Origin of the sequence: Vibrio sp. A1-b2, assembly GCF_021726015.1 — a bacterium.
GTDB lineage: Bacteria > Pseudomonadota > Gammaproteobacteria > Enterobacterales > Vibrionaceae > Vibrio > Vibrio diazotrophicus.
On sequence record NZ_JAKKCI010000005.1, the window covers coordinates 159074 to 184559 of the forward strand.

The 25486-nt window shown below is 44.7% G+C and carries 24 protein-coding genes; 13 read left to right on the forward strand and 11 right to left on the reverse strand.

What is annotated here, in order from left to right:
• The first annotated feature begins 29 nt into the window (after nt 1–29).
• Together panB and panC are read left to right on the forward strand one after the other, a co-directional pair.
• Nucleotides 30–824: a 3-methyl-2-oxobutanoate hydroxymethyltransferase gene (gene panB / locus L3V23_RS13260; protein WP_042484499.1), complete on the forward strand. Its 795-nt coding sequence runs from the start codon at nt 30–32 to the stop codon at nt 822–824.
• 10 nt (nt 825–834) lie between these two features.
• A complete protein-coding gene (gene panC / locus L3V23_RS13265; protein ID WP_102966203.1) occupies nt 835–1701 on the forward strand; it encodes a pantoate--beta-alanine ligase in 867 nt (288 codons plus the stop codon).
• 114 nt (nt 1702–1815) lie between these two features.
• Here the strand turns inward: panC and L3V23_RS13270 are convergent, their stop codons facing one another.
• Nucleotides 1816–2586, reverse strand: coding sequence for an ABC transporter permease (locus tag L3V23_RS13270; RefSeq protein WP_102966202.1), 771 nt, complete (start codon nt 2584–2586; stop codon nt 1816–1818).
• A gap of 9 nt (nt 2587–2595) precedes the next feature.
• Entirely contained in the window at nt 2596–3507 is a 912-nt protein-coding gene (locus tag L3V23_RS13275) for an ABC transporter ATP-binding protein (protein ID WP_042484507.1), read from the reverse strand.
• Nucleotides 3508–3759: 252 nt separating this feature from the next.
• Here L3V23_RS13275 and can point away from each other — a divergent pair, with 252 nt between their 5' ends.
• Nucleotides 3760–4428, forward strand: a complete 669-nt coding sequence (gene can / locus L3V23_RS13280; protein WP_102954094.1) for a carbonate dehydratase — start codon at nt 3760–3762, stop codon at nt 4426–4428.
• 71 nt (nt 4429–4499) lie between these two features.
• Here the strand turns inward: can and hpt are convergent, their stop codons facing one another.
• Nucleotides 4500–5030: a hypoxanthine phosphoribosyltransferase gene (hpt, locus tag L3V23_RS13285; RefSeq protein WP_042484511.1), complete on the reverse strand. Its 531-nt coding sequence runs from the start codon at nt 5028–5030 to the stop codon at nt 4500–4502.
• A 310-nt stretch (nt 5031–5340) separates the two neighbouring features.
• Here hpt and L3V23_RS13290 point away from each other — a divergent pair, with 310 nt between their 5' ends.
• A complete protein-coding gene (locus tag L3V23_RS13290) occupies nt 5341–5949 on the forward strand; it encodes a LuxR/HapR/OpaR family quorum-sensing transcriptional regulator (RefSeq protein ID WP_102954093.1) in 609 nt (202 codons plus the stop codon).
• An 80-nt stretch (nt 5950–6029) separates the two neighbouring features.
• On the opposite strand, the gene lpdA is transcribed toward L3V23_RS13290, so the two are convergent.
• The 7 genes from lpdA to xerD all read right to left on the reverse strand — a co-directional run bounded on the left by lpdA (nt 6030) and on the right by xerD (nt 16959).
• Nucleotides 6030–7454 carry a dihydrolipoyl dehydrogenase gene (gene lpdA, locus L3V23_RS13295; protein WP_042484515.1) on the reverse strand — a complete coding sequence of 475 codons (1425 nt, stop codon included), beginning with the start codon at nt 7452–7454 and terminating at the stop codon, nt 6030–6032.
• 251 nt (nt 7455–7705) lie between these two features.
• Nucleotides 7706–9586, reverse strand: coding sequence for a pyruvate dehydrogenase complex dihydrolipoyllysine-residue acetyltransferase (gene aceF, locus L3V23_RS13300; protein WP_102966201.1), 1881 nt, complete (start codon nt 9584–9586; stop codon nt 7706–7708).
• 19 nt (nt 9587–9605) lie between these two features.
• Entirely contained in the window at nt 9606–12266 is a 2661-nt protein-coding gene (gene aceE, locus L3V23_RS13305) for a pyruvate dehydrogenase (acetyl-transferring), homodimeric type (protein ID WP_042484519.1), read from the reverse strand.
• Nucleotides 12267–12318: 52 nt separating this feature from the next.
• On the reverse strand, nt 12319–13089 hold the full coding sequence (gene pdhR, locus L3V23_RS13310; protein WP_042484520.1) for a pyruvate dehydrogenase complex transcriptional repressor PdhR: 771 nt from the start codon (nt 13087–13089) through the stop codon (nt 12319–12321).
• A gap of 394 nt (nt 13090–13483) precedes the next feature.
• Nucleotides 13484–15223 (reverse strand): single-stranded-DNA-specific exonuclease RecJ, encoded by a 1740-nt coding sequence (recJ, locus tag L3V23_RS13315; RefSeq protein WP_237292419.1) that lies wholly within the window; start codon nt 15221–15223, stop codon nt 13484–13486.
• 60 nt (nt 15224–15283) lie between these two features.
• Nucleotides 15284–16039: a bifunctional protein-disulfide isomerase/oxidoreductase DsbC gene (gene dsbC / locus L3V23_RS13320; RefSeq protein ID WP_102954091.1), complete on the reverse strand. Its 756-nt coding sequence runs from the start codon at nt 16037–16039 to the stop codon at nt 15284–15286.
• A gap of 11 nt (nt 16040–16050) precedes the next feature.
• The gene (gene xerD / locus L3V23_RS13325) at nt 16051–16959 is read right to left on the reverse strand and encodes a site-specific tyrosine recombinase XerD (protein ID WP_102966199.1); all 909 of its coding nucleotides are present in this window, start codon (nt 16957–16959) and stop codon (nt 16051–16053) included.
• A gap of 180 nt (nt 16960–17139) precedes the next feature.
• On the opposite strand from xerD, the gene fldB reads away from it, so the two are divergent.
• On the forward strand, nt 17140–17658 hold the full coding sequence (gene fldB, locus L3V23_RS13330; protein WP_102966198.1) for a flavodoxin FldB: 519 nt from the start codon (nt 17140–17142) through the stop codon (nt 17656–17658).
• A 2-nt stretch (nt 17659–17660) separates the two neighbouring features.
• On the opposite strand, the gene ampD is transcribed toward fldB, so the two are convergent.
• Nucleotides 17661–18203, reverse strand: a complete 543-nt coding sequence (gene ampD, locus L3V23_RS13335) for a 1,6-anhydro-N-acetylmuramyl-L-alanine amidase AmpD (protein WP_102954090.1) — start codon at nt 18201–18203, stop codon at nt 17661–17663.
• Between the two features lie 133 nt (nt 18204–18336).
• Here ampD and nadC point away from each other — a divergent pair, with 133 nt between their 5' ends.
• The 8 genes from nadC (at nt 18337) to yacG (ending at nt 25467) form a co-directional block, all read left to right on the forward strand.
• Entirely contained in the window at nt 18337–19224 is an 888-nt protein-coding gene (nadC, locus tag L3V23_RS13340; RefSeq protein ID WP_102966197.1) for a carboxylating nicotinate-nucleotide diphosphorylase, read from the forward strand.
• A gap of 255 nt (nt 19225–19479) precedes the next feature.
• Nucleotides 19480–19941, forward strand: coding sequence for a prepilin-type N-terminal cleavage/methylation domain-containing protein (locus L3V23_RS13345; RefSeq protein WP_042484533.1), 462 nt, complete (start codon nt 19480–19482; stop codon nt 19939–19941).
• A gap of 10 nt (nt 19942–19951) precedes the next feature.
• Nucleotides 19952–21640 carry a type IV-A pilus assembly ATPase PilB gene (pilB, locus tag L3V23_RS13350; protein ID WP_102966196.1) on the forward strand — a complete coding sequence of 563 codons (1689 nt, stop codon included), beginning with the start codon at nt 19952–19954 and terminating at the stop codon, nt 21638–21640.
• 18 nt (nt 21641–21658) lie between these two features.
• Nucleotides 21659–22885 (forward strand): type II secretion system F family protein, encoded by a 1227-nt coding sequence (locus L3V23_RS13355; RefSeq protein ID WP_102966195.1) that lies wholly within the window; start codon nt 21659–21661, stop codon nt 22883–22885.
• 79 nt (nt 22886–22964) lie between these two features.
• On the forward strand, nt 22965–23834 hold the full coding sequence (locus L3V23_RS13360) for an A24 family peptidase (RefSeq protein WP_102966194.1): 870 nt from the start codon (nt 22965–22967) through the stop codon (nt 23832–23834).
• Nucleotides 23835–23837: 3 nt separating this feature from the next.
• Complete coding sequence (gene coaE / locus L3V23_RS13365) at nt 23838–24446, forward strand: dephospho-CoA kinase (protein ID WP_102954085.1); 609 nt, start codon at nt 23838–23840, stop codon at nt 24444–24446.
• Between the two features lie 31 nt (nt 24447–24477).
• Nucleotides 24478–25218 (forward strand): cell division protein ZapD, encoded by a 741-nt coding sequence (zapD, locus tag L3V23_RS13370; protein WP_042484545.1) that lies wholly within the window; start codon nt 24478–24480, stop codon nt 25216–25218.
• Nucleotides 25219–25263: 45 nt separating this feature from the next.
• A complete protein-coding gene (gene yacG / locus L3V23_RS13375; RefSeq protein ID WP_042484546.1) occupies nt 25264–25467 on the forward strand; it encodes a DNA gyrase inhibitor YacG in 204 nt (67 codons plus the stop codon).
• Nucleotides 25468–25486: the final 19 nt, after the last annotated feature.

The window sequence follows — 25486 nt, forward strand, 5'->3', positions numbered from 1 at the left end:
CTGACCAATTGACTTAGTAAGGACATACAATGAAAAAAATAACGATCAACGACCTAATGAAGTGGAAAAAAGAAGGTCGTAAATTTGCTACTTCTACTGCCTATGACGCGAGCTTCGCGCAACTATTTGAAAGCCAAGAGATGCCTGTTCTTTTAGTGGGCGATTCACTGGGTATGGTTCTGCAAGGTGAGACTGACACTCTACCCGTCAGCGTTGACGATATCGCTTACCACACGCGTTGTGTACGTAAAGGTAGCCCTAACTGCTTGCTGATGGCGGATATGCCGTTCATGAGCTACGCAACCCCTGAACAAGCATGTGAAAATGCAGCAAAAATCATGCGCGCTGGCGCGAACATGGTCAAAATCGAAGGCGGTGACTGGTTAGTCGATACCGTTAAAATGCTTACTGAACGTGCTGTACCGGTTTGTGCACACCTAGGTTTGACGCCTCAATCAGTGAACATCTTTGGTGGTTACAAAGTTCAAGGCCGTGACCAAGAACAAGCAGACCGTATGGTGAAAGACGCTATTGCACTGCAAGAAGCTGGCGCACAAATCGTTCTTCTTGAATGCGTACCTGCTGGATTGGCAGAGCGCATTACTCAAATTTTGGATGTACCAGTTATCGGTATTGGTGCGGGTAACAGCACTGATGGCCAAATACTTGTGATGCACGATATGTTCGGAATTTCAGCCAATTACATGCCAAAATTCTCAAAGAATTTCCTTGCTGAAACAGGCGACATGCATAAAGCTGTTGCAGCTTACATTGCTGACGTAGAAGCCGGACGCTTCCCTGATGAAGCACATACTATTGCCTAAGGAGTAGTTCATGCAGACATATGCTGATATCTCAGCTCTTCGCGAGCAGATCCAACAGTATAAGCGTGATGGTCGAAAAGTGGCGTTTGTTCCAACTATGGGTAACTTACACGAAGGTCACCTGACTCTCGTGCGTAAAGCTCGCGAATTAGCCGATGTTGTTATCGTGAGTATCTTTGTTAACCCAATGCAGTTTGAACGCGCGGATGACCTCAATAGTTACCCTCGTACACTGGAAGAAGACTATAACAAACTGACCAGTGAAAACGTGGAAATTGTATTCACACCGACACCTGAAATCATGTACCCATATGGCCTTGATAAGCAGACTTCCGTTGAAGTTCCAGGCTTATCAACCATGCTTGAGGGCGCTTCGCGTCCAGGTCACTTCCGTGGTGTCGCCACTGTGGTAACAAAGCTATTTAACATCGTTAAACCTGATGTAGCCTGCTTTGGCGAAAAAGATTTCCAACAGCTAGCTGTGATTCGCCAAATGGTTGCAGACCTATGCATGGATATCGAGATTGTCGGCGTGCCTACTGTGCGTGAGATGGATGGTCTTGCGATGAGTTCTCGCAACAACTTACTGTCTCTAAACGAGCGTCAACGTGCGCCAGTGCTGGCTCGTACTATGCACTGGATCAGCAGCGCTTTGCGTGGTGGTCGTCGTGATTACGATACTATCGTTGTCGATGCTCAAGACCAGTTGCGTGCGGCAGGACTAGAACCGGATCAAATCTTTATTCGTGACTCCCGCACTTTGCTACCAGTTTCTGAAGAAACCAAGCAAGTCGTGATTCTGATGTCTGCATTCTTGGGTAAAGTCAGACTGATCGACAATAAAGTTGTCGATTTCGTATCAGAACAACAAAGCTAAGCTGATATTTAAATGCCATAATACTTTGGTTTAAAAAGAAAAAGGTCAACTTACGTTGACCTTTTTTATTGAGCTAAAACGAGCATCTAAATAAGTTATTGCGAAGATCAATGATTAACTGCGCAGACCTTTACCTTTAGTGACCAAGTAGTGAGCGACGCAGTAAAGCACGACAACAAACACACTCAGTACACTGAAAGAAGTGACAATACCCACATCTGACACACCCAAGAAGCCATAGCGGAACGCGTTCACCATATAAACAATTGGGTTAACCTTTGACACGCCTTGCCAGAACTCTGGCAACAAGCTGATCGAATAAAATACGCCGCCTAAATAGGTCAACGGAGTAAGAACGAAGGTTGGAACAATTGAAATATCGTCAAACGTTTTGGCAAATACCGCATTGATTAAGCCGCCCAACGCAAAAACGACGGAGGTCATAAATACGGTCAGGAAGATCACCCCCCAGTGTTCCACATTCAGATGCACAAAGAATAAAGAAACAAAGGTTACCAACGTACCGACCAGCAAACCACGAGTTACACCACCCATGACATAACCAGCAATGATGACGTAGTTAGGCACAGGTGCCACAAGCAACTCTTCAATATTCTTCTGCATCTTGGCACTAAAAAATGAAGACGCTACGTTCGAGTAGGAGTTAGTAATCACCGACATCATAATCAAGCCGGGAATGATGTACTCCATATAGCTGAAGCCATTCATCTGACCGATACGAGAACCAATCAAGTTACCAAAAATGATGAAATAGAGGCACATGGTAATGACTGGTGGAACTAGAGTTTGCACCCAAATTCGCGTAAAGCGAGTGACTTCTTTACCTAACAAGCTAACAAAAGCTGTCCAATAAATTTGATACATAGTGGTTCCTTAACTCTGTTCGCGAACAATTCGAACAAATAGCTCTTCTAAACGGTTAGCTTTATTACGCATCGACAACACTCTTACGCCTTGCTCTGTAAGCTGGCTAAAAATGTGGTTTAGCCCTTCAGTTTTTTCGATTTCAATTTCCAGAGAACCGTCTTTCAAGGTTTGTGAAATGACACCATCAAGCTCAGTTAACTGGCTTTCGTTTTCGATATCCAAGACAAAAGTTTCAACATGAAGCTTAGATAACAAACCTTTCATGGTGGTATTTTCGATAACCTCACCACGGTTGATGATACCTATATTACGACACAGCATTTCCGCTTCTTCTAGATAGTGAGTCGTCAGAATAATCGTAATACCCTGCGCATTAATCTTCTTCAAAAACTCCCACATAGAGCGACGTAATTCGATATCAACCCCTGCAGTAGGTTCATCAAGGATCAGCAGTTGTGGCTCATGCATTAATGCGCGAGCGATCATCAGACGGCGCTTCATACCACCAGACAGGTTACGAGCACGCTCTTTGCGCTTCTCCCACAAATCCAGTTGGGTGAGATACTTCTCTGCTCTCTCTTTGGCTACCGCTTTGGAGACACCATAAAAACCCGCTTGCTGAATGACAATCTGCTCTACGGTTTCAAACTGGTTAAAGTTAAATTCCTGAGGAACTAGACCCAGTTGTTGTTTCGCTTGTTCAAGATGTGTATCGATGTCATAACCAAACACCTTCACCTTGCCTGACGTCTTGTTAACCAGTGAAGAAATGATACCGATAGTCGTCGATTTACCTGCACCGTTAGGCCCTAGTAAGGCGTAGAAGTCGCCCTTTTTGACAGACACACTGATTCCTTTCAGCGCTTCAAAACCACCAGCGTAGGTTTTACGCAGCTGATCTATTTCTAATGCGTACATAATGGAGCTCTTTTTTTGGAGATACCGTATATGTGCCGATTTTAACGGCTGTTTTCAACCCCAAGCATTAAATAGTTTTCATAAACCTTCACAACAGTACATTTAAATATCCTTGCTAACTGAATGTTGTTAATTGATAGCAATCATGGATAATTTTCAACACTGCTCAGATGAGTAATCTCAAGGCGAAATAGTCAGAGATAGAAGGAATGACATTGTGTATAGTTGGAACAGCAATTTAAAGGAAGTAACATGCCAGAGATTAAACAACTATTCGAAAACAACTCAAAGTGGTCAGAGTCGATTAAAGCTGATCGCCCAGAGTACTTTACAAAGCTCGCTGAAGGACAGAATCCTGATTTCCTTTGGATTGGTTGTTCAGACAGCCGTGTACCAGCAGAACGTTTAACTGGTCTATACTCAGGCGAATTGTTCGTTCATCGTAATGTTGCCAACCAAGTCATTCACACCGACTTAAACTGCCTCTCTGTTGTTCAGTATGCAGTTGATGTGCTTAAAGTGAAACACATTATTGTTTGTGGACACTATGGATGTGGTGGTGTGACAGCCTCAATCGACAACCCGCAACTGGGCTTGATCAACAACTGGCTACTGCACATTCGTGATTTGTACTTTAAGCACCGCAAATACATTGAACAGATGCCGGAAACGGATCGTTCTGATAAATTGGCGGAAATCAACGTAGCAGAGCAAGTTCATAATCTTGCAAACTCGACCATACTGCAAAATGCATGGGAGCGAGGCCAAGAAGTTGAACTCCATGGTGTGGTTTATGGTATCGAAGACGGCAAGTTAGAGTACTTGGGTGTACGCTGCAACTCTCGCAAAACCATTAATAACAGCTACAACAAAGCCATGGAAAAGATCCTTAATCCAGAACACCAACTGCTTTGTCGCTAATTGCTTACTAAAAGCTAAGAACACAAAAAGCCCACTGATGTGGGCTTTTTCATTTTTAACAACAAAGGCGATTATTCTTGAGGAACAACTTTACCGATATAAGGCAAGTGACGGTATTTTTGAGCATAATCGATGCCCACACCGACGACGAATTCATCAGGAATTTCAAAACCTACCCAAGAAACTTCTACGTTCACTTCGCGACGAGAAGGCTTATCAAGCAGAGTACAAATATGAATTGATTTAGGCTCACGTAAAGATAGGATTTCTTTCACTTTATTTAGAGTGTTGCCGGTATCAATGATGTCTTCAACAAGCAGAACATCTTTACCTTTGATGTCATCATCTAAATCTTTCAGGATGCGAACATCGCGAGAACTCGTCATTGAGTTGCCGTAGCTAGATGCTGTCATAAAGTCTACTTGGTGAATCAGCTCAATTGAGCGAGCCAAGTCAGCCATGAAAACAAAAGAACCACGCAACAAACCAACCAGCACCAAATCTTCGCTGCCTTGGTAGTGTTGAGAGATTTGCTTACCTAGTTCACGGATACGTTCCTGAACGTCTTGCTCAGAAATCATTACTTCAACTGTATGCTTCATACCATTCTCGTTTGCTTGGGGCACATTTCAATAATAGACGCGCCGCAGAATTTATTCGGCGCGTATAGTAACACTGCCGGAGGACAGAGTTAACCTTTTCTCCCCCTAGATGATGAGCCTATATCTATATAATTTGAACTTGTTGATAAAGCTCATTTTTAATAATGGGAGCGAATACCTAGTTCAAACATTGACCTTCAATATATGCACCAGTACACTCATAGAGCTTTAAGCAACTAACAAAATAATCATTAGAGTGGAAAACACTCAACTAACAACGTAACAACGAAAAATGGCAGGACTTACAACTATGGACGCATCTATTGAGAAACGCCCGAGAACACGGCTATCTCCCCAGAAACGTAAACTTCAACTAATGGAAATCGCGCTAGAGGTTTTCGCCAGACGCGGCATTGGCCGTGGCGGACATGCTGATATCGCTGAAATCGCTCAAGTCTCAGTAGCTACGGTATTCAACTACTTCCCTACTCGTGAAGACTTGGTGGATGAAGTTCTTACTCACGTGGTTCGTCAATTCTCTAACTTCTTAACCGATAATATTGATTTAGACTTACCAGCCAAAGAAAACCTAAGCAACATCACCAAAGAGCTAGTGGAAATCAGCTATCAGGATTGCTACTGGCTAAAAGTATGGTTTGAATGGAGTGCTTCAACTCGTGATGAAGTATGGCCACTCTTTATGTCGACCAACCGAACCAATCAAATGCTGGTGAAGAACATCTTCAGCAAAGCGATTGAACGTGGTGAAGTGTGCGATAAGCATGATCCAGAAGAGCTGACTATGCTGTTCCACGGTCTTTGCTACTCATTGTTTGTTCAGGCAAACCGAGTGGAAGACAAAGAGAGCATCAACCAGTTAGCGAACACCTACATGGATATGCTGTGTATCTATAAATAGCTAGCCGTTGATAGCAAACTTAACGTTTAGATATAAAAAAACCGCTGAATATTCAGCGGTTTTTTGTCTCTCAAGAAGAATTATTTCTTCTTAGCTTTTGCGTTTGGTAGGTCAGTAATTGTACCTTCAAACACTTCAGCCGCTAGACCAACAGACTCGTGTAGAGTTGGGTGAGCGTGGATAGTTAGAGCGATATCTTCAGCATCACAACCCATCTCGATAGCAAGACCGATTTCGCCTAGTAGTTCGCCACCGTTAGTACCAACGATAGCACCACCAATAACGCGGTGAGTCTCTTTATCAAAGATTAGCTTAGTCATACCATCTGAACAGTCAGACGCAATTGCACGGCCTGATGCTGCCCAAGGGAATGTTGCAACTTCGTAGTTGATGCCTTCAGCTTTCGCTTCTTTCTCTGTCTTACCAACCCAGGCAACTTCTGGCTCAGTGTACGCAATTGAAGGAATAACTTTAGGATCGAAGTAGTGTTTCTTACCAGAGATAACTTCTGCAGCAACGTGACCTTCATGAACACCTTTGTGAGCAAGCATTGGTTGGCCAACGATGTCACCGATAGCGAAGATGTGAGGTACGTTAGTACGCATTTGCTTGTCTACATTGATGAAGCCACGCTCATCAACTTCAAGACCTGCTTTCTCTGCATCAAGAAGTTTACCGTTTGGTACACGACCGATAGCAACAAGAACAGCATCGTAACGCTCAGCTTCCGCTGGTGCTTTTTTGCCTTCCATTGAAACGTAGATACCGTCTTCTTTCGCTTCAACCGCTGTTACTTTGGTTTCTAGCATCAGGTTGAACTTGTCTTTGATGCGCTTGGTGTAAACCTTAACGATGTCTTTATCCGCAGCAGGGATCACTTGGTCGAACATTTCAACTACGTCGATTTGTGAACCTAGCGCGTGGTATACCGTACCCATTTCTAGGCCGATAATACCGCCACCCATGATCAACAGTTTTCCAGGTACTTCTTTCAGCTCAAGAGCATCAGTCGAGTCCCAAATACGTGGATCTTCATGTGGAATAAATGGAAGTTTGATTGGGCGAGAACCTGCAGCAACAATAGCGTTGTCGAAGTTTACTGTTGTTTTACCGTCTTCACCTTCCACTTCGATAGTGTTAGGGCCAGTAAACTTACCAAAACCGTTAACAACCGTTACTTTACGCATCTTAGCCATTCCGCCAAGACCGCCAGTTAACTGGTTAATTACTTTTTCTTTCCATAGACGGATTTTATCGATATCCGTTTGAGGTTCGCCAAATACGATACCGTGTTCTGCAAGTGCTTTTGCTTCTTCGATAACTTTCGCTACGTGTAGCAGTGCTTTTGATGGGATACAACCCACGTTCAAACATACACCGCCAAGAGTGCTGTAGCGTTCAACAAGTACAGTTTCCAGACCTAAGTCTGCACAACGGAATGCAGCGGAGTAACCAGCAGGACCTGCACCAAGTACAACAACTTGGGCTTTAATTTCTTTGCTCATTTCGACCTCTTGTAGTCAATATCCCTAACAGGCTGAGTGGGTATGATATCTTTTTGTATAATACGTTTATTTTTCAGACCGCAACAGTTTACAGAGATGTTAATGGTGTGAAAAGTAAATCCATTTAGCCTGTGAGCTAGCCAACAATTCAAATGCAGGAAAATTTTCCATTTTCAAGAAAACTGCCTTTTTTCAAATCGGTTGGATAAATACTGAATCAAGGCGGCTATTGCCGCCTTGTCTCTTTTTGATTACAGCACTAGACGACGAATGTCGCTTAGGCAGTTGTTCAAGTAAGTGATGAAGCGTGCACCTTCAGCACCATCGATCACACGGTGGTCGTATGATAGAGATAGTGGAAGTTGTAGGCGAGCTTCGAACTCTTTACCGTTCCAAACAGGCTTCATTTCAGACTTAGATACACCAAGGATACCTACTTCTGGCGCATTCACGATTGGCGTGAATGCAGTACCACCAATGCCACCTAGGCTAGAGATAGTGAAACAGCCGCCTTGCATGTCTGCTGCAGTCAGCTTACCTGCACGAGCTTTCTTAGACACTACTGCTAGTTCTTCAGACAACTCGTAAATGCCTTTCTTGTTCACGTCTTTGAATACTGGAACAACTAGACCGTTTGGCGTATCAACCGCGATACCTACGTTCACGTATTTCTTCAGAATCAAGCTTTCGCCATCTTCAGAAAGAGAAGAGTTAAATGCAGGGAACGCTTCAAGCGCTTTAGCAACAGCTTTCATGATGAACACAAGTGGAGTGATCTTCATGCCAGTGTCTTTCTTCGCTTCAATCGCATTTTGCTCTTTACGGAAGTTTTCTAGCTCAGTGATGTCTGCGTTATCCCACTGTGTAACGTGAGGGATCATTACCCAGTTACGGTGTAGGTTCGCACCAGAAATCTTCTTAATACGAGATAGAGGTTGAACTTCAGTTTCACCAAACTTGCTGAAATCAACTTTCGGCCAAGGAAGTAGACCAAGAGCTGCACCGTCACCTTTACCAGAAGCTGCAGCACCAGATTCAAGACGCTTGAGCGCTTCTTTCACGTAGTTCTGTACGTCTTCTTTCAGGATACGGCTCTTACGGCCTGAACCTTTCACTTTCGCTAGGTTTACACCGAATTCGCGCGCTAGGCGGCGAACAACAGGTGAAGCGTGAGCGTAGTCGTTGTTCTCTTCAAACTCAGTTGCTGCCGGAGCTGCTGCTGGTTTTGCTGCTTCAGCTTTAGGAGCTGGAGCTGCCGCAGGAGCCGCTGCTTGAGCTGGTGCTGCTGGCGCAGGAGCTGCACCGGCTACTTCGAACACCATGATCAATGAGCCAGTTGATACTTTATCGCCAGCTGCAACTTTGATTTCTTTAACCGTACCAGCAAATGGAGCAGGTACTTCCATAGAAGCTTTGTCGCCTTCTACAGTAATCAGAGATTGCTCTTCAGTTACTGTATCGCCAACCGCTACCATGATTTCAGTGACTTCAACTTCATCGCCGCCGATATCTGGAACGTTAACTTCTTTAACGCCAGATGCTGCTGGTGCCGCTGCCGGAGCTGCCGCTGCAACTGGTGCAGGAGTTGCTGCGCCTGAACCTGCAACTTCGAAGATCATCACTAGTGAGCCAGTTGATACTTTATCGCCAGCTGCAACTTTGATTTCTTTTAGAGTACCAGCGAATGGTGCAGGTACTTCCATTGAAGCTTTGTCACCTTCTACTGTCAGTAGAGATTGCTCTTCAGCGATTGAATCGCCAACAGCAACTAGGATTTCAGTAACTTCAACTTCGTCGCCACCGATATCCGGAACACAAACTTCTTTCAGTTCACTTGCTGCCGCAGCTGCAGGTGCAGCTACTGGAGCCGCTTCTGCCGCTGGAGCAGGCGCAGCTGCGCCCGCTTCTTCGAAGATCATGATCAGTGAACCAGTTGTTACTTTATCGCCAGCAACAACTTTGATTTCTTTTACGATACCCGCTTGAGAAGCAGGTACTTCCATAGAAGCTTTGTCGCCTTCTACCGTAATAAGAGATTGTTCTTCTTCAACCTTGTCGCCAACGCTTACAAGAATCTCAGTAACTTCAACCTCATCCGCACCGATATCAGGTACATTAATTTCGATTGCCATTATTCTTTCCTACCTTCAATTAAGCGTATAGCGGGTTTGTTTTTTCAGTGTCGATGTCGAATTTCTTGATTGCTTCAACAACCACAGATTTCTCAACATCACCACGTTTCGCTAGTTCGCTTAGAGCTGCAACCACAACGTAACCTGCGTTCACTTCGAAGTGACGACGTAGGTTCTCACGGCTGTCAGAACGACCAAAGCCATCAGTACCCAGTACTTTGTATGATTCAGCTGGGATAAACGCACGTACTTGCTCAGCATAGTTCTTCATGTAGTCAGTCGCAGCGATTGCAGGCTCAGTACCCATTACCGTTTGGATGTAAGGTACTTGTGCTTCCGCTTCTGGGTGAAGCATGTTGTAACGCTCTACCGCTTGACCATCACGAGTCACTTCGTTGAAAGACGTTACAGAGTAAACGTCAGAAGCAATACCGTAGTCATCACTTAGGATTTGAGCCGCTTTACGTACTTCGTTCATGATAGTACCAGAGCTCATCAGCTGAACTTTCGCCTTGTTACCAGCGTAAGTTTCTAGCTTGTAGATACCTTTACGGATGCCTTCTTCAGCGCCTTCTGGCATTGCTGGCATTGCGTAGTTTTCGTTCATCAGAGTTAGGTAGTAGAACACGTTCTCTTGCTCACCATACATACGACGGATACCGTCTTGCATGATTACCGCAACTTCGTATGCGAATGTTGGGTCGTAAGAGATACAGTTCGGTACAGTACCAGCCATGATGTGTGAGTGACCGTCTTCGTGTTGTAGACCTTCACCGTTTAGAGTTGTACGACCAGCGGTTGCACCTAGTAGGAAACCACGAGCTTGTTGGTCACCTGCCATCCATGCCATGTCACCAACACGTTGGAAACCGAACATAGAGTAATAGATGTAGAACGGGATCATTGGTAGATCGTTAGTGCTATATGAAGTTGCAGCTGCAACCCATGAAGACATAGCACCTAGCTCGTTGATACCTTCTTGTAGTACCTGACCAGACGTTGCTTCTTTGTAGTAAGAAACGATGTCGCGGTCTTGTGGTGTGTAGTTCTGGCCGTGCGGGTTGTAGATACCGATTTGACGGAACAGACCTTCCATACCAAATGTACGAGCTTCGTCAGCAATGATAGGAACGATGTTTTGACCAATGTTCTTATCTTTAAGCAGTACGTTTAGAGTACGTACAAACGCCATTGTTGTAGAGATATCACGCTTCTGTTCTTCTAGTAGCGGCTGGAACTCTTCAACAGGTGGAATAACTAGCTCTTGAGTGAAGTTAGGCAGACGCTTAGGCGTGTAACCTTTCAGAGCTTTACGACGAGCGTGTAAGTATTCGTATTCTTTCGAACCTTCTTCCAGAGTTAGGTATGGAAGTTCTTTCACTGCTTCGTCAGTTAGGATGTCTTGAAGACCTAGACGATCACGTAGGTGTAGAACGTGAGTCATATCCATCTTCTTAACTTGGTGCGCGATGTTCTTACCTTCTGCCGCTTCACCCATGCCGTAACCTTTAACTGTTTTCGCTAGGATTACAGTTGGACGACCTTTAGTGTCTTGTGCATTTTTAAATGCTGCGTACAGTTTAGAAGACTCGTGACCACCACGCTTAAGTGCGAAGATTTCGTCGTCAGTCATGTCTGCAACTAGAGCTGCAGTTTCTGGGTACTTACCAAAGAAGTGCTCACGTACGTACGCGCCATCTTTAGATTTGAATGTTTGGTAGTCACCATCGATAGTTTCGTTCATTAGTTGAAGAAGCTTACCGCTAGTGTCTTTTGCTAGTAGAGAATCCCAGTTGTTACCCCAGATAACTTTCACTACGTTCCAACCAGCACCTTTGAACAGACCTTCAAGTTCTTGAATGATCTTACCGTTACCCATAACAGGGCCGTCTAGACGCTGTAGGTTACAGTTGATTAGGAAACATAGGTTGTCTAGTTTTTCACGAGCAGCGAAAGAGATAGCACCGCGTGATTCTGGCTCATCCATCTCACCGTCACCTAGGAACGCGTATACACGTTGCTCAGAAGTGTCTTTTAGGCCACGACCGTCTAGGTATTTAAGGAAACGAGCTTGGTAGATTGCAGAGATTGGACCAAGACCCATAGAAACCGTTGGGAATTGCCAGAACTCAGGCATCAATTTAGGGTGTGGGTATGAAGGAATACCTTTACCGTCTACTTCTTGACGGAAGTTGTCTAGTTGCTCAGCAGTTAGACGACCTTCAACGAATGCACGTGCGTAGATCCCTGGAGAAATGTGGCCTTGGTAGTAAACCAAGTCGCCGCCATCTTTCTCGTTCGCAGCACGGAAGAAATGGTTGAAACAGGTTTCGTAGAATGCAGCCGAAGATTGGAAAGACGCCATGTGGCCGCCTAGCTCTAAATCTTTCTTAGATGCACGTAGAACGATCATGATTGCGTTCCAACGGATGATAGAGCGAATACGACGCTCTAGCGTTGTGTCACCCGGATATGCTGGCTCTTGTGCTGCTGGGATCGTGTTGATGTAATTTGTTGTAACGCCAGTAGGCATATCAACACCATCTAAACGAGCTTTCTCTAGCACTTCTTCAAGAATGAACTGCGCGCGCTCTACACCTTCTTCACGAACAACTGACTCAAGGGCAGCTAACCACTCCTGAGTTTCCAGTGCGTCTACGTCATGCTTCATGTCGGACATGGCGATCTATCCTTCTATTGGTTGGATTCTATTTATAATCGCAATAAACCGCTTACTGCGGCTCATTACCCTGTTGGATACGACGTAAAGAACGCTCACGACGAGACTGTTCTCGGGTCAGTTCCAACAATGTTTCTTCAATATAAGCTAAATGAGAATGTGACATCTCGCGCGCCATATCAGGCTCACCAGAAACAATCGCATCCACGATGTTAGCTCGGTGCTTGTTTACTTTCTCAACCGCTTCTGGGCGGTGACGGAGTAATTTAAAATTCTGTAAAATGTTTTGCTCAAGCAAAGGCGCAAGACTACGAACGATATGCAGAATGACCACATTGTGAGTCGCTTCGGTAATGGCAATCAAAAACTCCATTACGGTTGAAGCTTCTGCTTCAAAATCGTGTTTCTCTTGCGCTTCGCTAATTTTCAATACGCTTGATTGAATACGAGCAAAATCTTCTGCTGTACCACGTAAAGCCGCAAAATAGGCAGAAATACCTTCTAATGCATGTCGCGCTTCAAGTAAGTCCAGCTGAGTTTCTGAATGATTTGACAATAAATTTAGCAGAGGATCAGAGAAACTTTTCCAAATATGCTCACTGACGAACGTACCACCGCCTTGGCGACGGGTAAGTAGACGTTTAGCTTCTAAGCGTTGAATAGCTTCACGAACCGATGGACGAGAGACTTCAAACTGTTTAGCTAACTCGCGTTCTGGTGGCAGTTGCTGTCCCGGGGACAGAGTTCCTTCAATAATCAGTCGTTCCAACTCTTGTTCAATAACATCAGAGAGTTTCGGCTGACGAATCCTTTGATAAGCCATAATTTATTATTCTTCTACTCTTTATGCCTTGCTGGCAATTGGTAATACCAATTTCAAATTGACGAAGAAATTAACATATCCAACGTGTTAGTGTCCAGCCAATTATTGACCTAAATCATAAAACAGGACCTATACAAACAGCTTGTTAACAATAATAAACCACTTTTGACATATTATTGGTAAGACCAATTACAAAACAGATACAGAACTTAAGTTATGAGTAAGAAGTGTTACCAATTCATTGCATGAATGGAGCAACAAGGTTTTTAAGATTGGAATCACAAATAATTACCGAACAACAGCCTGTGAATAAGAGAGGTGTCACAAATACTTGATGAATTGAAAGCGGCTCTGGATCAAGCCGCTAAAAAGAGAAGTTATTGAAATGTTAAGTTTATTTTGCTTCTAAATGATCAATCATTAATTGTAAAGACTGATTTCCGCGGAACTCGTTGATGTCCAATTTGTAGGCTAATCGTACCGTTTTGACGGAAGCATCTGGCCAACGTCGCAAGTCAATATTAAAGGCTATTCCATCAATCATGATGTTGGTTGGATGACCTTTGTGTAACGGTTCAAGCATCAACTTGAGATGCTTCTCTCCCACCAACTTCTGGTGCAATACTTTAAATTCACCATCAAAGATCGGTTCTGGAAAAGCTTGCCCCCATGGACCACCAGCACGCAGCGTTTCTGCGGTGTGCATAGCGAACTCTTCGGGCTTGAGTTCACCATCCGTCAGAATCACGCCTTTCAGCATCGCATCATCAAGCTCTTGGCGAACCACTTCATCGAACAACTTACAAAAGCGCTCGAAGTCTTTTTCAGCGATCGTCAAGCCTGCTGCCATCGCATGTCCACCAAACTTTTTGATGACTCCCGGATTCTGAGTATCAATTTTGTCCAACGCATCACGCATATGCAACCCAGCAACAGAGCGGCAAGAACCTTTAATCAGACCATCTCCACCATCAGCAAAAGCAATCACAGGACGGTGATATTGCTCTTTGATGCGCGAAGCCAGAATGCCGATAACGCCTTGGTGCCAGTCTCTTTGGAACAGCACTAAGCCATACGGCAGTTCACTGTCTTTACCAAACTCCAGACGCTCACAAAAAGCCATCGCTTCTTGCTTCATCCCCTCTTCGATATCTTTACGAGTCTGGTTTAAACCATCCAGTTCGCTTGCCATTCTGCGCGCAGCATGGATGTTGTTACACAGCAGAAGCTCAACCCCAAAGGACATATCATCCAAACGGCCAGCAGCATTAATACGTGGACCAAGCGCAAAACCAAAGTCTGATGCCACCAGCTTGCTCGCATCACGCTTAGCAACTTCAATCAGCGCCTGAATACCAGGTCTTGCCAAGCCAGCGCGAATTCTCTGTAAACCTTGGTGCACCAGAATGCGGTTGTTTTCATCGAGTGCGACTACGTCAGCAACTGTGCCTAAAGCGACTAAATCAATCAGTTCCATCAATTTAGGCTCTTGCATACCTTGTTCGGTAAAGTAGCCGACTTTGCGCATGTGAACACATAAAGCCATCATCAGGTAGAAAGCAACGCCCACACCCGCCAATGCTTTTGAAGGAAAAGCACATTGCTGAAGGTTTGGGTTCACCATCGCATCCACTTCTGGCAGCTCATTTCCCGGCAAGTGGTGGTCGGTTACCAGTACCTGCAAACCTTTTTGCTTGGCATAACGGACGCCTTCGATGGAAGAAACACCGTTGTCGACAGTCATGATCATCTCAGCACCGAGGCTGATCGCCTGATCAACCACTTCAGGGCTTAATCCGTATCCATCTTCAAAACGGTTCGGAACCAAATAATCCACATTGCGGCTACCAAGCATACGCAAAGCCAGTACCGAAAGTGCAGAACTGGTCGCGCCATCGGCATCAAAATCACCAACAATGATGATGCGCGTTTGCTCTTTAATTGCTTGATATAAAAGTTCAACCGCCTGCTCGATACCGTGCAGCTTTCGGTATGAATGCAATGCCTTAGCGGCTTTATTCAGTTGTTCTAAATCAGTAACGCCACGGTTTAAATAAACACGTTTTAAGATGGGCGGAATAGAATCAGGAAGAAGAGATAAATCAGGTTCTGGTCTGCGTTGAATTTCGATCATGGCTGGATTTCTGTCATACATGCGCAGGCTTGAGTCACCTCAAGCCTGTATCCTCAGTAATTATTGCTGTTGTAGGCGTTGTTCAAGTTGTGATGGAGGCAAGTAACCACCCACCATATCACCCGAAGGTAAGAATATGGCTGGTGTACCGCTAATACCTAACTGACGGCCAAGCTGATAATGGTCAGTGATCGTTTGTTTACATTGAGCGAGATTTTTACCTTGCGCGACTTCGGCGGGCTCACGGGTCACTTTAGCATTGTGCATCGCTGATGCAGGGTCTGCTGCACACCAAATTTTCGCCATATTGTCAGCGACTTGTCCACTTGGTCCCTGACGAGGGAAAGCCAGATAACGAACGGTAATACCGCGCTTGTTGTATTCCTTCATCTCTTGATGCAGACGTACACAGTAACCACAGGTGATATCAGTAAACACAGTCACAGCGTATTTTTCATTATCCGCTTTGTACTCGATCATGCTGTCTCTGAACTGAGCAATTTTTTCAGCATTGATTGGCGCTTGGCGCTTTGCCATCACATCAACATAAGAGCCGTCTTCACTCAGCTCATAAAGTGTACCGGCAATCAGGTATTTGGCGTCAGGAGACGCAAATAACACACCGCCTTCGGTATTGACTTCAACCAAGCCATCAATAGAGGAAGGCACAACATCAATCACAGGCATTCCCAGTTTTTCAAATTTGCTGATGAAAGCTTCTTTATCAATATCAGTCGCCGCAGAAGAGCCTGCTGAAAAACCGGCTAAAGCGAATAATGGTAAGAGAGATAAAGTCAGTCGGCGTAATACGCTCATTAAAATCACCTTTAAGCCCTTGGATGGTGCTCACTATGTATTTGTTTAAGTCGCTCAGTTGCAACATGAGTATAAATTTGGGTTGTCGATAAGTCACTATGCCCCAAAAGCATCTGTACCACACGTAAATCCGCGCCGTGATTTAACAAATGAGTCGCAAAAGCATGACGCAAAACGTGCGGTGAAAGCTTCTCAACATCAATGCCAGCAATCACCGCATAATGTTTGATTCGGTGCCAGAACGTTTGTCTGGTCATCTGCTGCGATCGTTTACTCGGGAAAACTACATCCGAAGTTTGCTGACCTAATAATTCAGACCGCCCTTGATGGAAAAAAGTTTCAATCCACTCAATCGCGTTTTCTCCCATTGGAACCAAACGCTCTTTTCCGCCTTTACCGATTACACGCACAACCCCTTGGCGCAGGCTGATATTTTCTGTGGTCAGAGATACCAGTTCTGTTACACGCAGCCCTGTCGCATAAAGCAGCTCCAGCATAGCTTTGTCTCGAAGTTCAACGGGGTCATTCAGATCTTGGGCATTGAGCAGCGCTTCGACTTGCTCTTCAGTCAAATCTTTCGGCAAGCGTTTAGGCAGTTTCGGACTGACCATCAAAGCCGTTGGATCATCGCTGCGGATTTTTTCACGATGCAGATATTGAAAAAGACGGCGTATTGCAGAGAGCATTCGCGCACGCGAGGTCTGCTTGTAGTCTTGGTCAATTAACCATGTTTGATACTCTTGCAGACCCGATAAACTGATGTAGTTCAGACGGTAGTTATTCTTATTCATCCAGCCTAAAAGCTTTGTTAAATCATTACGGTATGAAACTACCGTATTTTCTGACAAGCCTCTTTCCAGCCAAAGAGTATCTAAGAACTGATCCATGATTCCTTGGTCAGGCAAAAATAATTCCGACACGTGTTCCTCTTTTTCTTATCATTATGCGAGATATCGACAATATGCCAAATAGCCACTAAGGCTACGAGATATCGCATGGATATACCATAAAAATCGGGCATGCTCAGGATATTCGCTGCACTCTCGGTCATTTTATGTTTAGAATCTACCATCCCAGAGAAAGAAAGAACTAAATAACGTATGAAGATTGGTCTATTTTACGGCTCAACGACCTGCTATACCGAAATGGCCGCCGAAAAAATGCGCGCGATTATCGGGGATGATCTGCTCGACATTCACAATGTAAAAGAAACACCACTCAGCTTAATGAGTGACTATGATCTGCTAATATTAGGCATCTCGACGTGGGACTTTGGAGAGATCCAAGAGGACTGGAACGAAATATGGGATCAAATAGATGGCGTACCGCTAAACGGCAAGTCCGTCGCATTGTTCGGCTTAGGCGATCAAGAAGGTTATGGCGAATGGTATCTGGATGCGATGGGACTGCTGCACGACGAGATCAAGAAGACGGGAGCTAACATCATCGGTTACTGGCCTGTTAAAGGCTATACCTTTGAAGCATCAAAGGCACTAACTGAAGATAGGACTCAGTTTGTTGGCTTAGCGTTGGATGAAGACTCTCAATACGAGCTCAGCGATGAACGCATTGCCACTTGGATTGAACAAGTTCTGACAGAGTACCAAGAGTCTCTTTAAAATCACTCTAGTAAAGCGCGGTACTTTATCCAATCAAAGACCAAACCTGGGTCTGTTTTACGCATCGGGGCAATGTATTGATGCCCCGTTATTCTTGGTACCGTGATTTGCGGATACGCAACCATCAGCGCTTGGCTGAGCTTAGCTAGTGCCTGATATTGCTCCTCGGTATAAGCGACATAATCTGTACCTTCCAGCTCAATACCTATCGAATAATCATTACAACGCTCTCTGCCCGCAAAAGAAGACTGTCCTGCATGCCAGGCTCTAGCGGTAAATGGAACAAACTGCACCACTTCACCATCTCTTCGAATCAAGCAATGCGCAGACACCCCCATTTTATGGATCACTTTGAAAAATGGATGCTCATCCGGATTTAGTTTTCCGGTAAAAAACTGCTCAATATGATCACTGCCAAACTGGCCCGGTGGCAGGCTAATGTTATGCACCACCAGCAATGAGATATCGTTAACGTCGCTTCTCTCATCAAAATACGGTGACGGCACTTTGCGCGCAGTGTGATACCAACCTTGGTTATCAATCATAAAGAGACCTTTATTTATTCATTCAGAGCTTTTGATTTTAACTGTCTAACGATGAAATGCGAGATTAAGGGCTGAATTTAAATCTTACTCAGCGTATTATGCCTGCCTCTGTTAATCCGGACTAAGATTTGCGATGAAAAATACTCACAATAGCCAAGAGCGCCTCGATTACCTAAAACAACAACTACCATTGGAAATTGCTCGCACCGTTGAAGCGACCCTAAAGGAAGATTTAGGTGGAACTCTCGACCCTGCGGCTGATCTGACAGCAAATCTTATCCCTGCGGATGTGCAAGGCACTGCCACCATTATCACGCGCGAACACGGTGTGTTCTGCGGTAAAGCTTGGGCGGATGAAGTCTTCAAACAACTGGGTGGTGAAGTCAAAATCGACTGGCACGTGGAAGATGGCGACAAAGTCGAGCCAAACCAAACACTGTGTACGCTTTCTGGCCCTGCGCGAATCCTACTCACAGGCGAGCGTAACGCAATGAACTTTATTCAGACACTTTCAGGTTGTGCAACGACAACCGCTGAATATGCGAAAGCGTTAGAAGGTACAAACTGCCGTTTACTGGATACGCGCAAAACCATTCCGGGTTTACGTAGTGCTCTGAAATACGCTGTTGCTTGTGGCGGCGGCTATAACCATCGTATCGGTGTGTTTGATGCTTACCTAATTAAAGAGAACCACATCATCGCCAATGGTGGTATTACTCAAACGATTAAAACAGCGAAAGAACTTAATCCGGGTAAACCTGTTGAAGTTGAAACAGAGAGCCTAGAAGAACTGCGTGAAGCGATTGAAGCTGGCGCTGATATCATCATGCTCGACAACTTCACTATGAATATGATGCGTGAAGCGGTTGCGATTAATGCAGGCCGTGCAGCATTAGAAAATTCAGGCAACGTTACTCTAGAAACACTGCGCGAATACGCGGAAACAGGTGTTGATTACATTTCTGTGGGTGCGTTAACTAAGCACGTGAGAGCCATGGATCTCTCTATGCGTTTCAAATAAGCGCGGTGAATAAGCATCAGCAGATTTGAGCCCAAATTTGTTTCAATTTTAAGACCCGCTTCGGCGGGTTTTTCGTTCCTTCTTGATACTCCATTCCAAACGAATGCGAAGCTGGTCGAAAGCTTTTGTTGAGGAGATGAAAGTCGTTCAATAAATAAATCTCATCACTCGCGCAACTGAACTGCTGTCGTTCTAAATATCAAACTAAGCACATAACCTCTTGCTCCGAATAGCCAAAACAAACGGAGAGAGGCAATGAAAACAAATCAGCTTAAAAAACAGAAAGGTTTTACCTTAATTGAATTGATGATTGTGGTTGCAATCATCGGCGTACTTTCTGCAATTGCAGTTCCAGCCTATAAGGATTACGTAAAGAAATCTGAAGGGGCAACGGCACTGGCAACAATGAAGTCTCTAATCACTTCAGCAGAGCTTTGGTATCAGGAAAAAGGCTCGTTTAAAAAAGATAGCGAGACAGAAATTTTAAAGAATCTTGGGGTTAAATCTGATACGAGCCCTTTAGGTAAAATTGAAGTTGAAGCGGACAACAAGCTTACATTCACCTTCAAAGAAGGTTCCGCTGTACCTAAAGACACAAAAATCACCTATACACGAGAAGCTGAGGCTGGTTGGAAGTGTGCGGTAAGTGATGAAGTGATAAAAACGACAAGTTGTCCTAAGGCAGGTAATGCTAATCAAGCAAGTAATGCTCAGTAAACCATAGCCTATGATAACCAACCTTATCGCACTTTTGCGCCAAGCGGAGCTATTGAGCTTGGCGCATGAGCACAGCGTGGTGAATCATATTGAAGCTTCTGGCGCTAGTGTGCCGGAAGCTTTGATCCAACTTGGAATAATAGAATCTTCCGATCTCGCGAACCATTTAAGTCAGCAGCTACGCATGCCCGTGACGGATCTTAGTGGGTTTGATTATGCTGATGTCTGCCAGCAACTTGGATTACGAGAACTGATCACTCGCTTTAATGCTCTTCCTATTCAAAACCAAAATAACCAACTGCTTCTGGCGGTGTCAGACCCCACACACCCGAGTGTAGAAGATGAGTTTCGCTTCACAACTGGCTTAAACGTTGAACTGGCACTCGCCGATCATAAATCATTGCAAGCCGCCATTCGTCGCCTATATGGCAAAACAATCAACGACGAAGCTAAGCAGAACAAAGAGATCAGCCAAGATGAACTGGCAAGCTTAGTTCAACTTTCTGATGATGAGCTGCAATCGATTGAGGATCTCAGTAAAGACGAATCACCGGTAAGCCGATTTATCAACCAAGTGTTGCTTGATGCTGTGCGCAAAGGGGCTTCCGATATTCACTTTGAACCCTATGAAGATGTATATCGTATTCGCCTGCGTTGTGACGGTATTTTAGTCGAAACTCACCGCCCTGCGAGCCATCTCAGTCGGCGGCTTGCTGCGCGTATTAAAATACTTTCTAAACTCGATATTGCTGAACGCCGACTTCCACAGGACGGACGAATTAAACTTCGCTTAAATCGCGATACTGCGATTGATATGCGAGTTTCATCGCTGCCAACTTTATGGGGAGAAAAGATTGTATTACGTCTGCTTGATAGCAGCGCAGCCAATCTCAACATCGACAAACTCGGTTATGACGAAGTGCAAAAACAGCACTATTTAGATGCCCTTAAAAAGCCGCAAGGCATGATCTTGATGACAGGTCCAACAGGAAGCGGCAAAACTGTTTCTCTTTATACAGGACTACGCATACTCAATACCTCTGAAATTAATATCTCCACCGCGGAAGATCCGGTGGAAATCAACCTCTCGGGCATTAATCAGGTACAGGTACAACCTAAGATAGGTTTTGGCTTCTCTGATGCGCTACGTTCATTTCTGCGTCAAGACCCTGACGTGGTGATGGTGGGTGAAATTCGAGACCTCGAAACTGCGGAAATAGCGGTGAAAGCGGCTCAAACAGGACACTTGGTGTTATCAACACTCCATACCAACTCTGCCGCCGAAACCGTCATACGTTTAGCCAATATGGGTGTTGAACCCTTCAACCTCGCATCGTCTCTGAGTTTAATCATCGCCCAACGTCTGGCTCGCCGTTTATGCAGCCACTGCAAAATAGCCACTTTGCCATCTGTCACCTTGCAAGCTCAGTTTAACTTGGCTGCAGATGAAACTATTTACCAAGCCAACCACTTAGGCTGTACCGAATGCACCGGAGGATATTCTGGACGTGTCGGAATCTACGAAGTGATGGCTTTCAATGACGCTCTTGCTGAAGCCGTCATGAATAAGGCAAGTGTGGCGCAAATCGAAACCATCGCTAAGGCCAATGGCATGAGCACTTTGCTGGATTCAGGCGTACAAAAATTAAAGCAAGGTGTCACCAGTTTTGCCGAGTTACAACGTGTTTTGTATTTCTAATCATTAGTGAGTATTTATATGAAAAAGAACTCTAGCCCTCAACTCAGTAGCTTTCGTTGGAGTGGAATAAACAGCACAGGTAAAAAAGTGTCTGGTCAGCTTCTGGCGCTGACGGAAAGCGAGGTTCGAGACAAACTAAGTGAACAGAGCATTAAGGTCAAAAAGCTCAAGAAAGGCAGTGCCCCTCTTTTTACGCGTCTGTTTCACCGAGTTAAGGGAAATGACATCACCATACTCACTCGCCAACTTTCTACCATGCTGACGACGGGTGTTCCTATTGTTCAAGCACTGAAACTGGTTGGTGACAATCACCGTAAACCAGAAATGAAATCGATTCTGACTCAGATATCCAAAGGAGTTGAAGCCGGTACTCCCATTTCAAAAGCAATGCGTAACACCAGCAGCCACTTTGATTCCTTGTATGTTGACTTAATTCAGACGGGTGAACAATCCGGAAACCTAGCTGAAGTTTTTGAACGTTTAGCCACATACCGCGAAAAAAGCGAAGAGCTGAGGGCAAAAGTCATCAAAGCATTGATTTACCCAGCAATGGTTGTGCTTGTTGCCCTAAGTGTCTCGTACTTGATGTTAACCATGGTGATACCGGAATTTGAAGCCATGTTCAGTGGCTTTGGCGCAGAACTTCCTTGGTTTACGCAGCAGGTTTTAAAACTTTCGCACGGTGTTCAGGCTTATAGTTTGGTTGCTCTTGTTGTTACTATTGCGTCTGTTGTCGCCTTTCGTGCTGCAAGGAAAAAATCCTCACTGTTTCGCCTGAAAACTAGTCGCCTAGGATTAAAATGCCCGGTTATTGGCAGCGTGTTAGCCAAAGCCGCTATCGCCAAATTCAGTCGCACACTGGCAACCAGTTTCAGCGCGGGTATTCCGATCCTCTCCAGTTTAAAAACCACTGCTAAAACCGCTGGGAATGTCCACTTTGAATACGCCATAGATGAAGTTCATCGTGATACCGCGTCGGGTATGCCTATGTATATCGCGATGCGAAATACGGAAGCTTTTCCTGAGATGGTATTACAAATGGTAATGATCGGAGAAGAGTCAGGAAAACTCGACGACATGCTGAATAAAATTGCTTCGATCTACGAGTTTGAGGTGGATAATACCGTCGATAATCTGGGGAAAATCCTCGAACCTTTAATTATTGTGTTTCTTGGCGTGGTTGTCGGCGGGTTAGTAGTGGCAATGTACTTGCCAATCTTTAACTTAATGAGTGTGTTAGGGTAATATAACCATCACTAACGCATTCAACCGCTTAGTTTTTTAATCAATATCCTCCCTTTTACTGCGGCAAATGAGCGAACAAATGGAAATTTTTGAATACTATCCTTGGCTTTTCGTAGCATCTGCCTGTGTACTTGGTTTAATTATCGGCAGCTTTCTTAATGTGGTGATTTATCGGCTACCGAAAATGATGGAGCGAGAATGGCGTCAGGAATGTGCGGAATATTTTCCAGAATCCAACATTCAACCGCCAGAAGGCAAGCTGACCCTTAGCACACCACGCTCAACTTGCCCGAGTTGCCAAACACCACTGCGCATTATTGATAACGTACCCGTGATTAGCTGGCTGCTATTACGTGGTAAATGTGCCCATTGTCAGGCTCCCATCAGTGCACGTTACCCGTTGATTGAGCTCCTTACAGCAGCGATGAGCTTTCTTGTCGCACAACATTTTGGCTTTAGTTACTTCACTATTGCCTTGTTGTTTTTCAGCTATGTCCTTATCGCAGCAACTTTTATCGATTTAGACACCATGCTGCTACCGGATCAGTTGACACTGCCTTTACTTTGGGCTGGATTATCACTGTCATTATTGGGTGTCAGTCCTGTTACGCTTCAAGACGCGATGATAGGCGCTATCGCAGGTTACTTAGCTTTATGGTCAGTGTATTGGCTATTTAAACTTGCTACTGGCAAAGAAGGTATGGGATACGGTGATTTCAAGCTACTTGCAGCGCTCGGAGCATGGCTGGGATGGCAACAGCTACCTTTGATTATTCTGCTTTCATCTCTTGTGGGCTTGGTATTCGGTATTATTCAATTGCGATTAAAGAAGCAAGGTATCGATAAAGCCTTCCCTTTTGGACCTTATATTGCCATTGCTGGATGGATAGCTCTGCTGTGGGGACACGAAATCATTGATAGCTACTACTCTTACTTATTGGGGTACTAAACGATGGCATTAGTGATTGGCTTAACCGGAGGCATCGCAAGTGGAAAGACCACTGTCGCCAATATGTTTCACGACCAGTTTGGTATTGAAATCGTTGACGCAGACGTGATTGCTCGACGAGTGGTAGAAAAAGGCAGTATCGGCCTCAACGCCATCCATCAGCATTTTGGCGATGAGGTCTTAACGGTTGAAGGAGAACTCAACCGTGCCGAACTTCGAAAACGGATATTTGCCAATGAAGATGAAAAAACATGGGTTAATCAGTTGCTTCACCCAATGATTCGTCAACAAATGGAGCAAGATCTGCAACGAGTCACATCGCCTTATGCGTTATTGGTCGTTCCGTTACTTACGGAAAACAATCTACAGCATATGGCTGATAGAGTTTTAGTTGTGGATGTCGATGAAGAAACCCAAATTGAAAGGACAATGAGTCGAGACAAGGTGCCGATGGAACAAGCAAAATCGATCTTAGCTGCACAAGCCAGTCGAGAACAACGTTTAGCCATTGCCGACGATGTGATTAAAAATGACGCGAAAAACCAGAAACTTTTGCCTCAAATCACAGAATTACACAAAAAGTACCTAGCCATCAGCCGTAAAAATCTGTGAGAATAAGCCGAAAGGACGCAAGGCAAATCTGATGACGACACACAAGTTTGAACACCCTCTGAATGAAAAAACACGTATTTACTTACGAGTTGAAGCTTTGCTGCACCAGATGGAAAAAGCATCAGCCTTTGCTGACAGTATTCAGCACCAGTTATTTTTCCGTTCTCTATTCGATCTACTCGAAATTTTTGAGCAGATACAACTTAAGAGTGAACTGGCGAAAGATATCGAAAAACAGCGCCTCACTTATCGCAGTTGGTTAAACGTTGACGGTGTAGACCAAGAAATGCTTTCAACACTGCTTGCTGAAGTGGATGAAGTGCATCGCAACCTAATGAGCGCTGATCGTTTTGGTCAGTCACTCAAAGAAGATCGTTTCTTATCTGCCATCCGACAGCGTTTCAACCTACCCGGCGGTTCATGCTGTTTTGATCTTCCTGCTTTGCATTACTGGCTTCACCTATCACCAGAGAAAAAGTCTCAAGACGCCAACAAATGGATGAGTACCTTAAAACCATTGTTAGATGCGTTAACTCTTTGGCTCAAACTGACTCGTGAAACAGGTAGCTTTAAACCTCGTGTCGCTCAATCTGGATTTTTCCAAAGCGACGCAGAAGACGCCAATATTTTACGTCTATCCATTCCGCTCGAATATGGTGTGTACCCAATGATCTCTGGGCATAAAAATCGTTTCGCGATTAAATTTATCGACTTTAAAACTGGGCAAGCCAGCTCTGAAGAGATACCCTTTGACCTTGCTGTGTGCTGCTGATTAAACGTTTCTTAGCAGCTAAACCATCATTAATAGGAAATATAGATGTCGTCCCCAAAGCCTACTGTGGTGAAATGTCCCCAATGCAAGCAAGAAGTTGTATGGAATGAGCAAAGTCCTTATCGCCCTTTTTGTAGTAAAAAATGCCAAATGATTGATTTTGGTGAATGGGCTGATGAAGAAAAAGCCATTGCTGGTGCGCCAGATATGTCTGACTCTGACGGATGGACAGAAGACTACAACTCTTAATCCGATATTGAATTTGAAC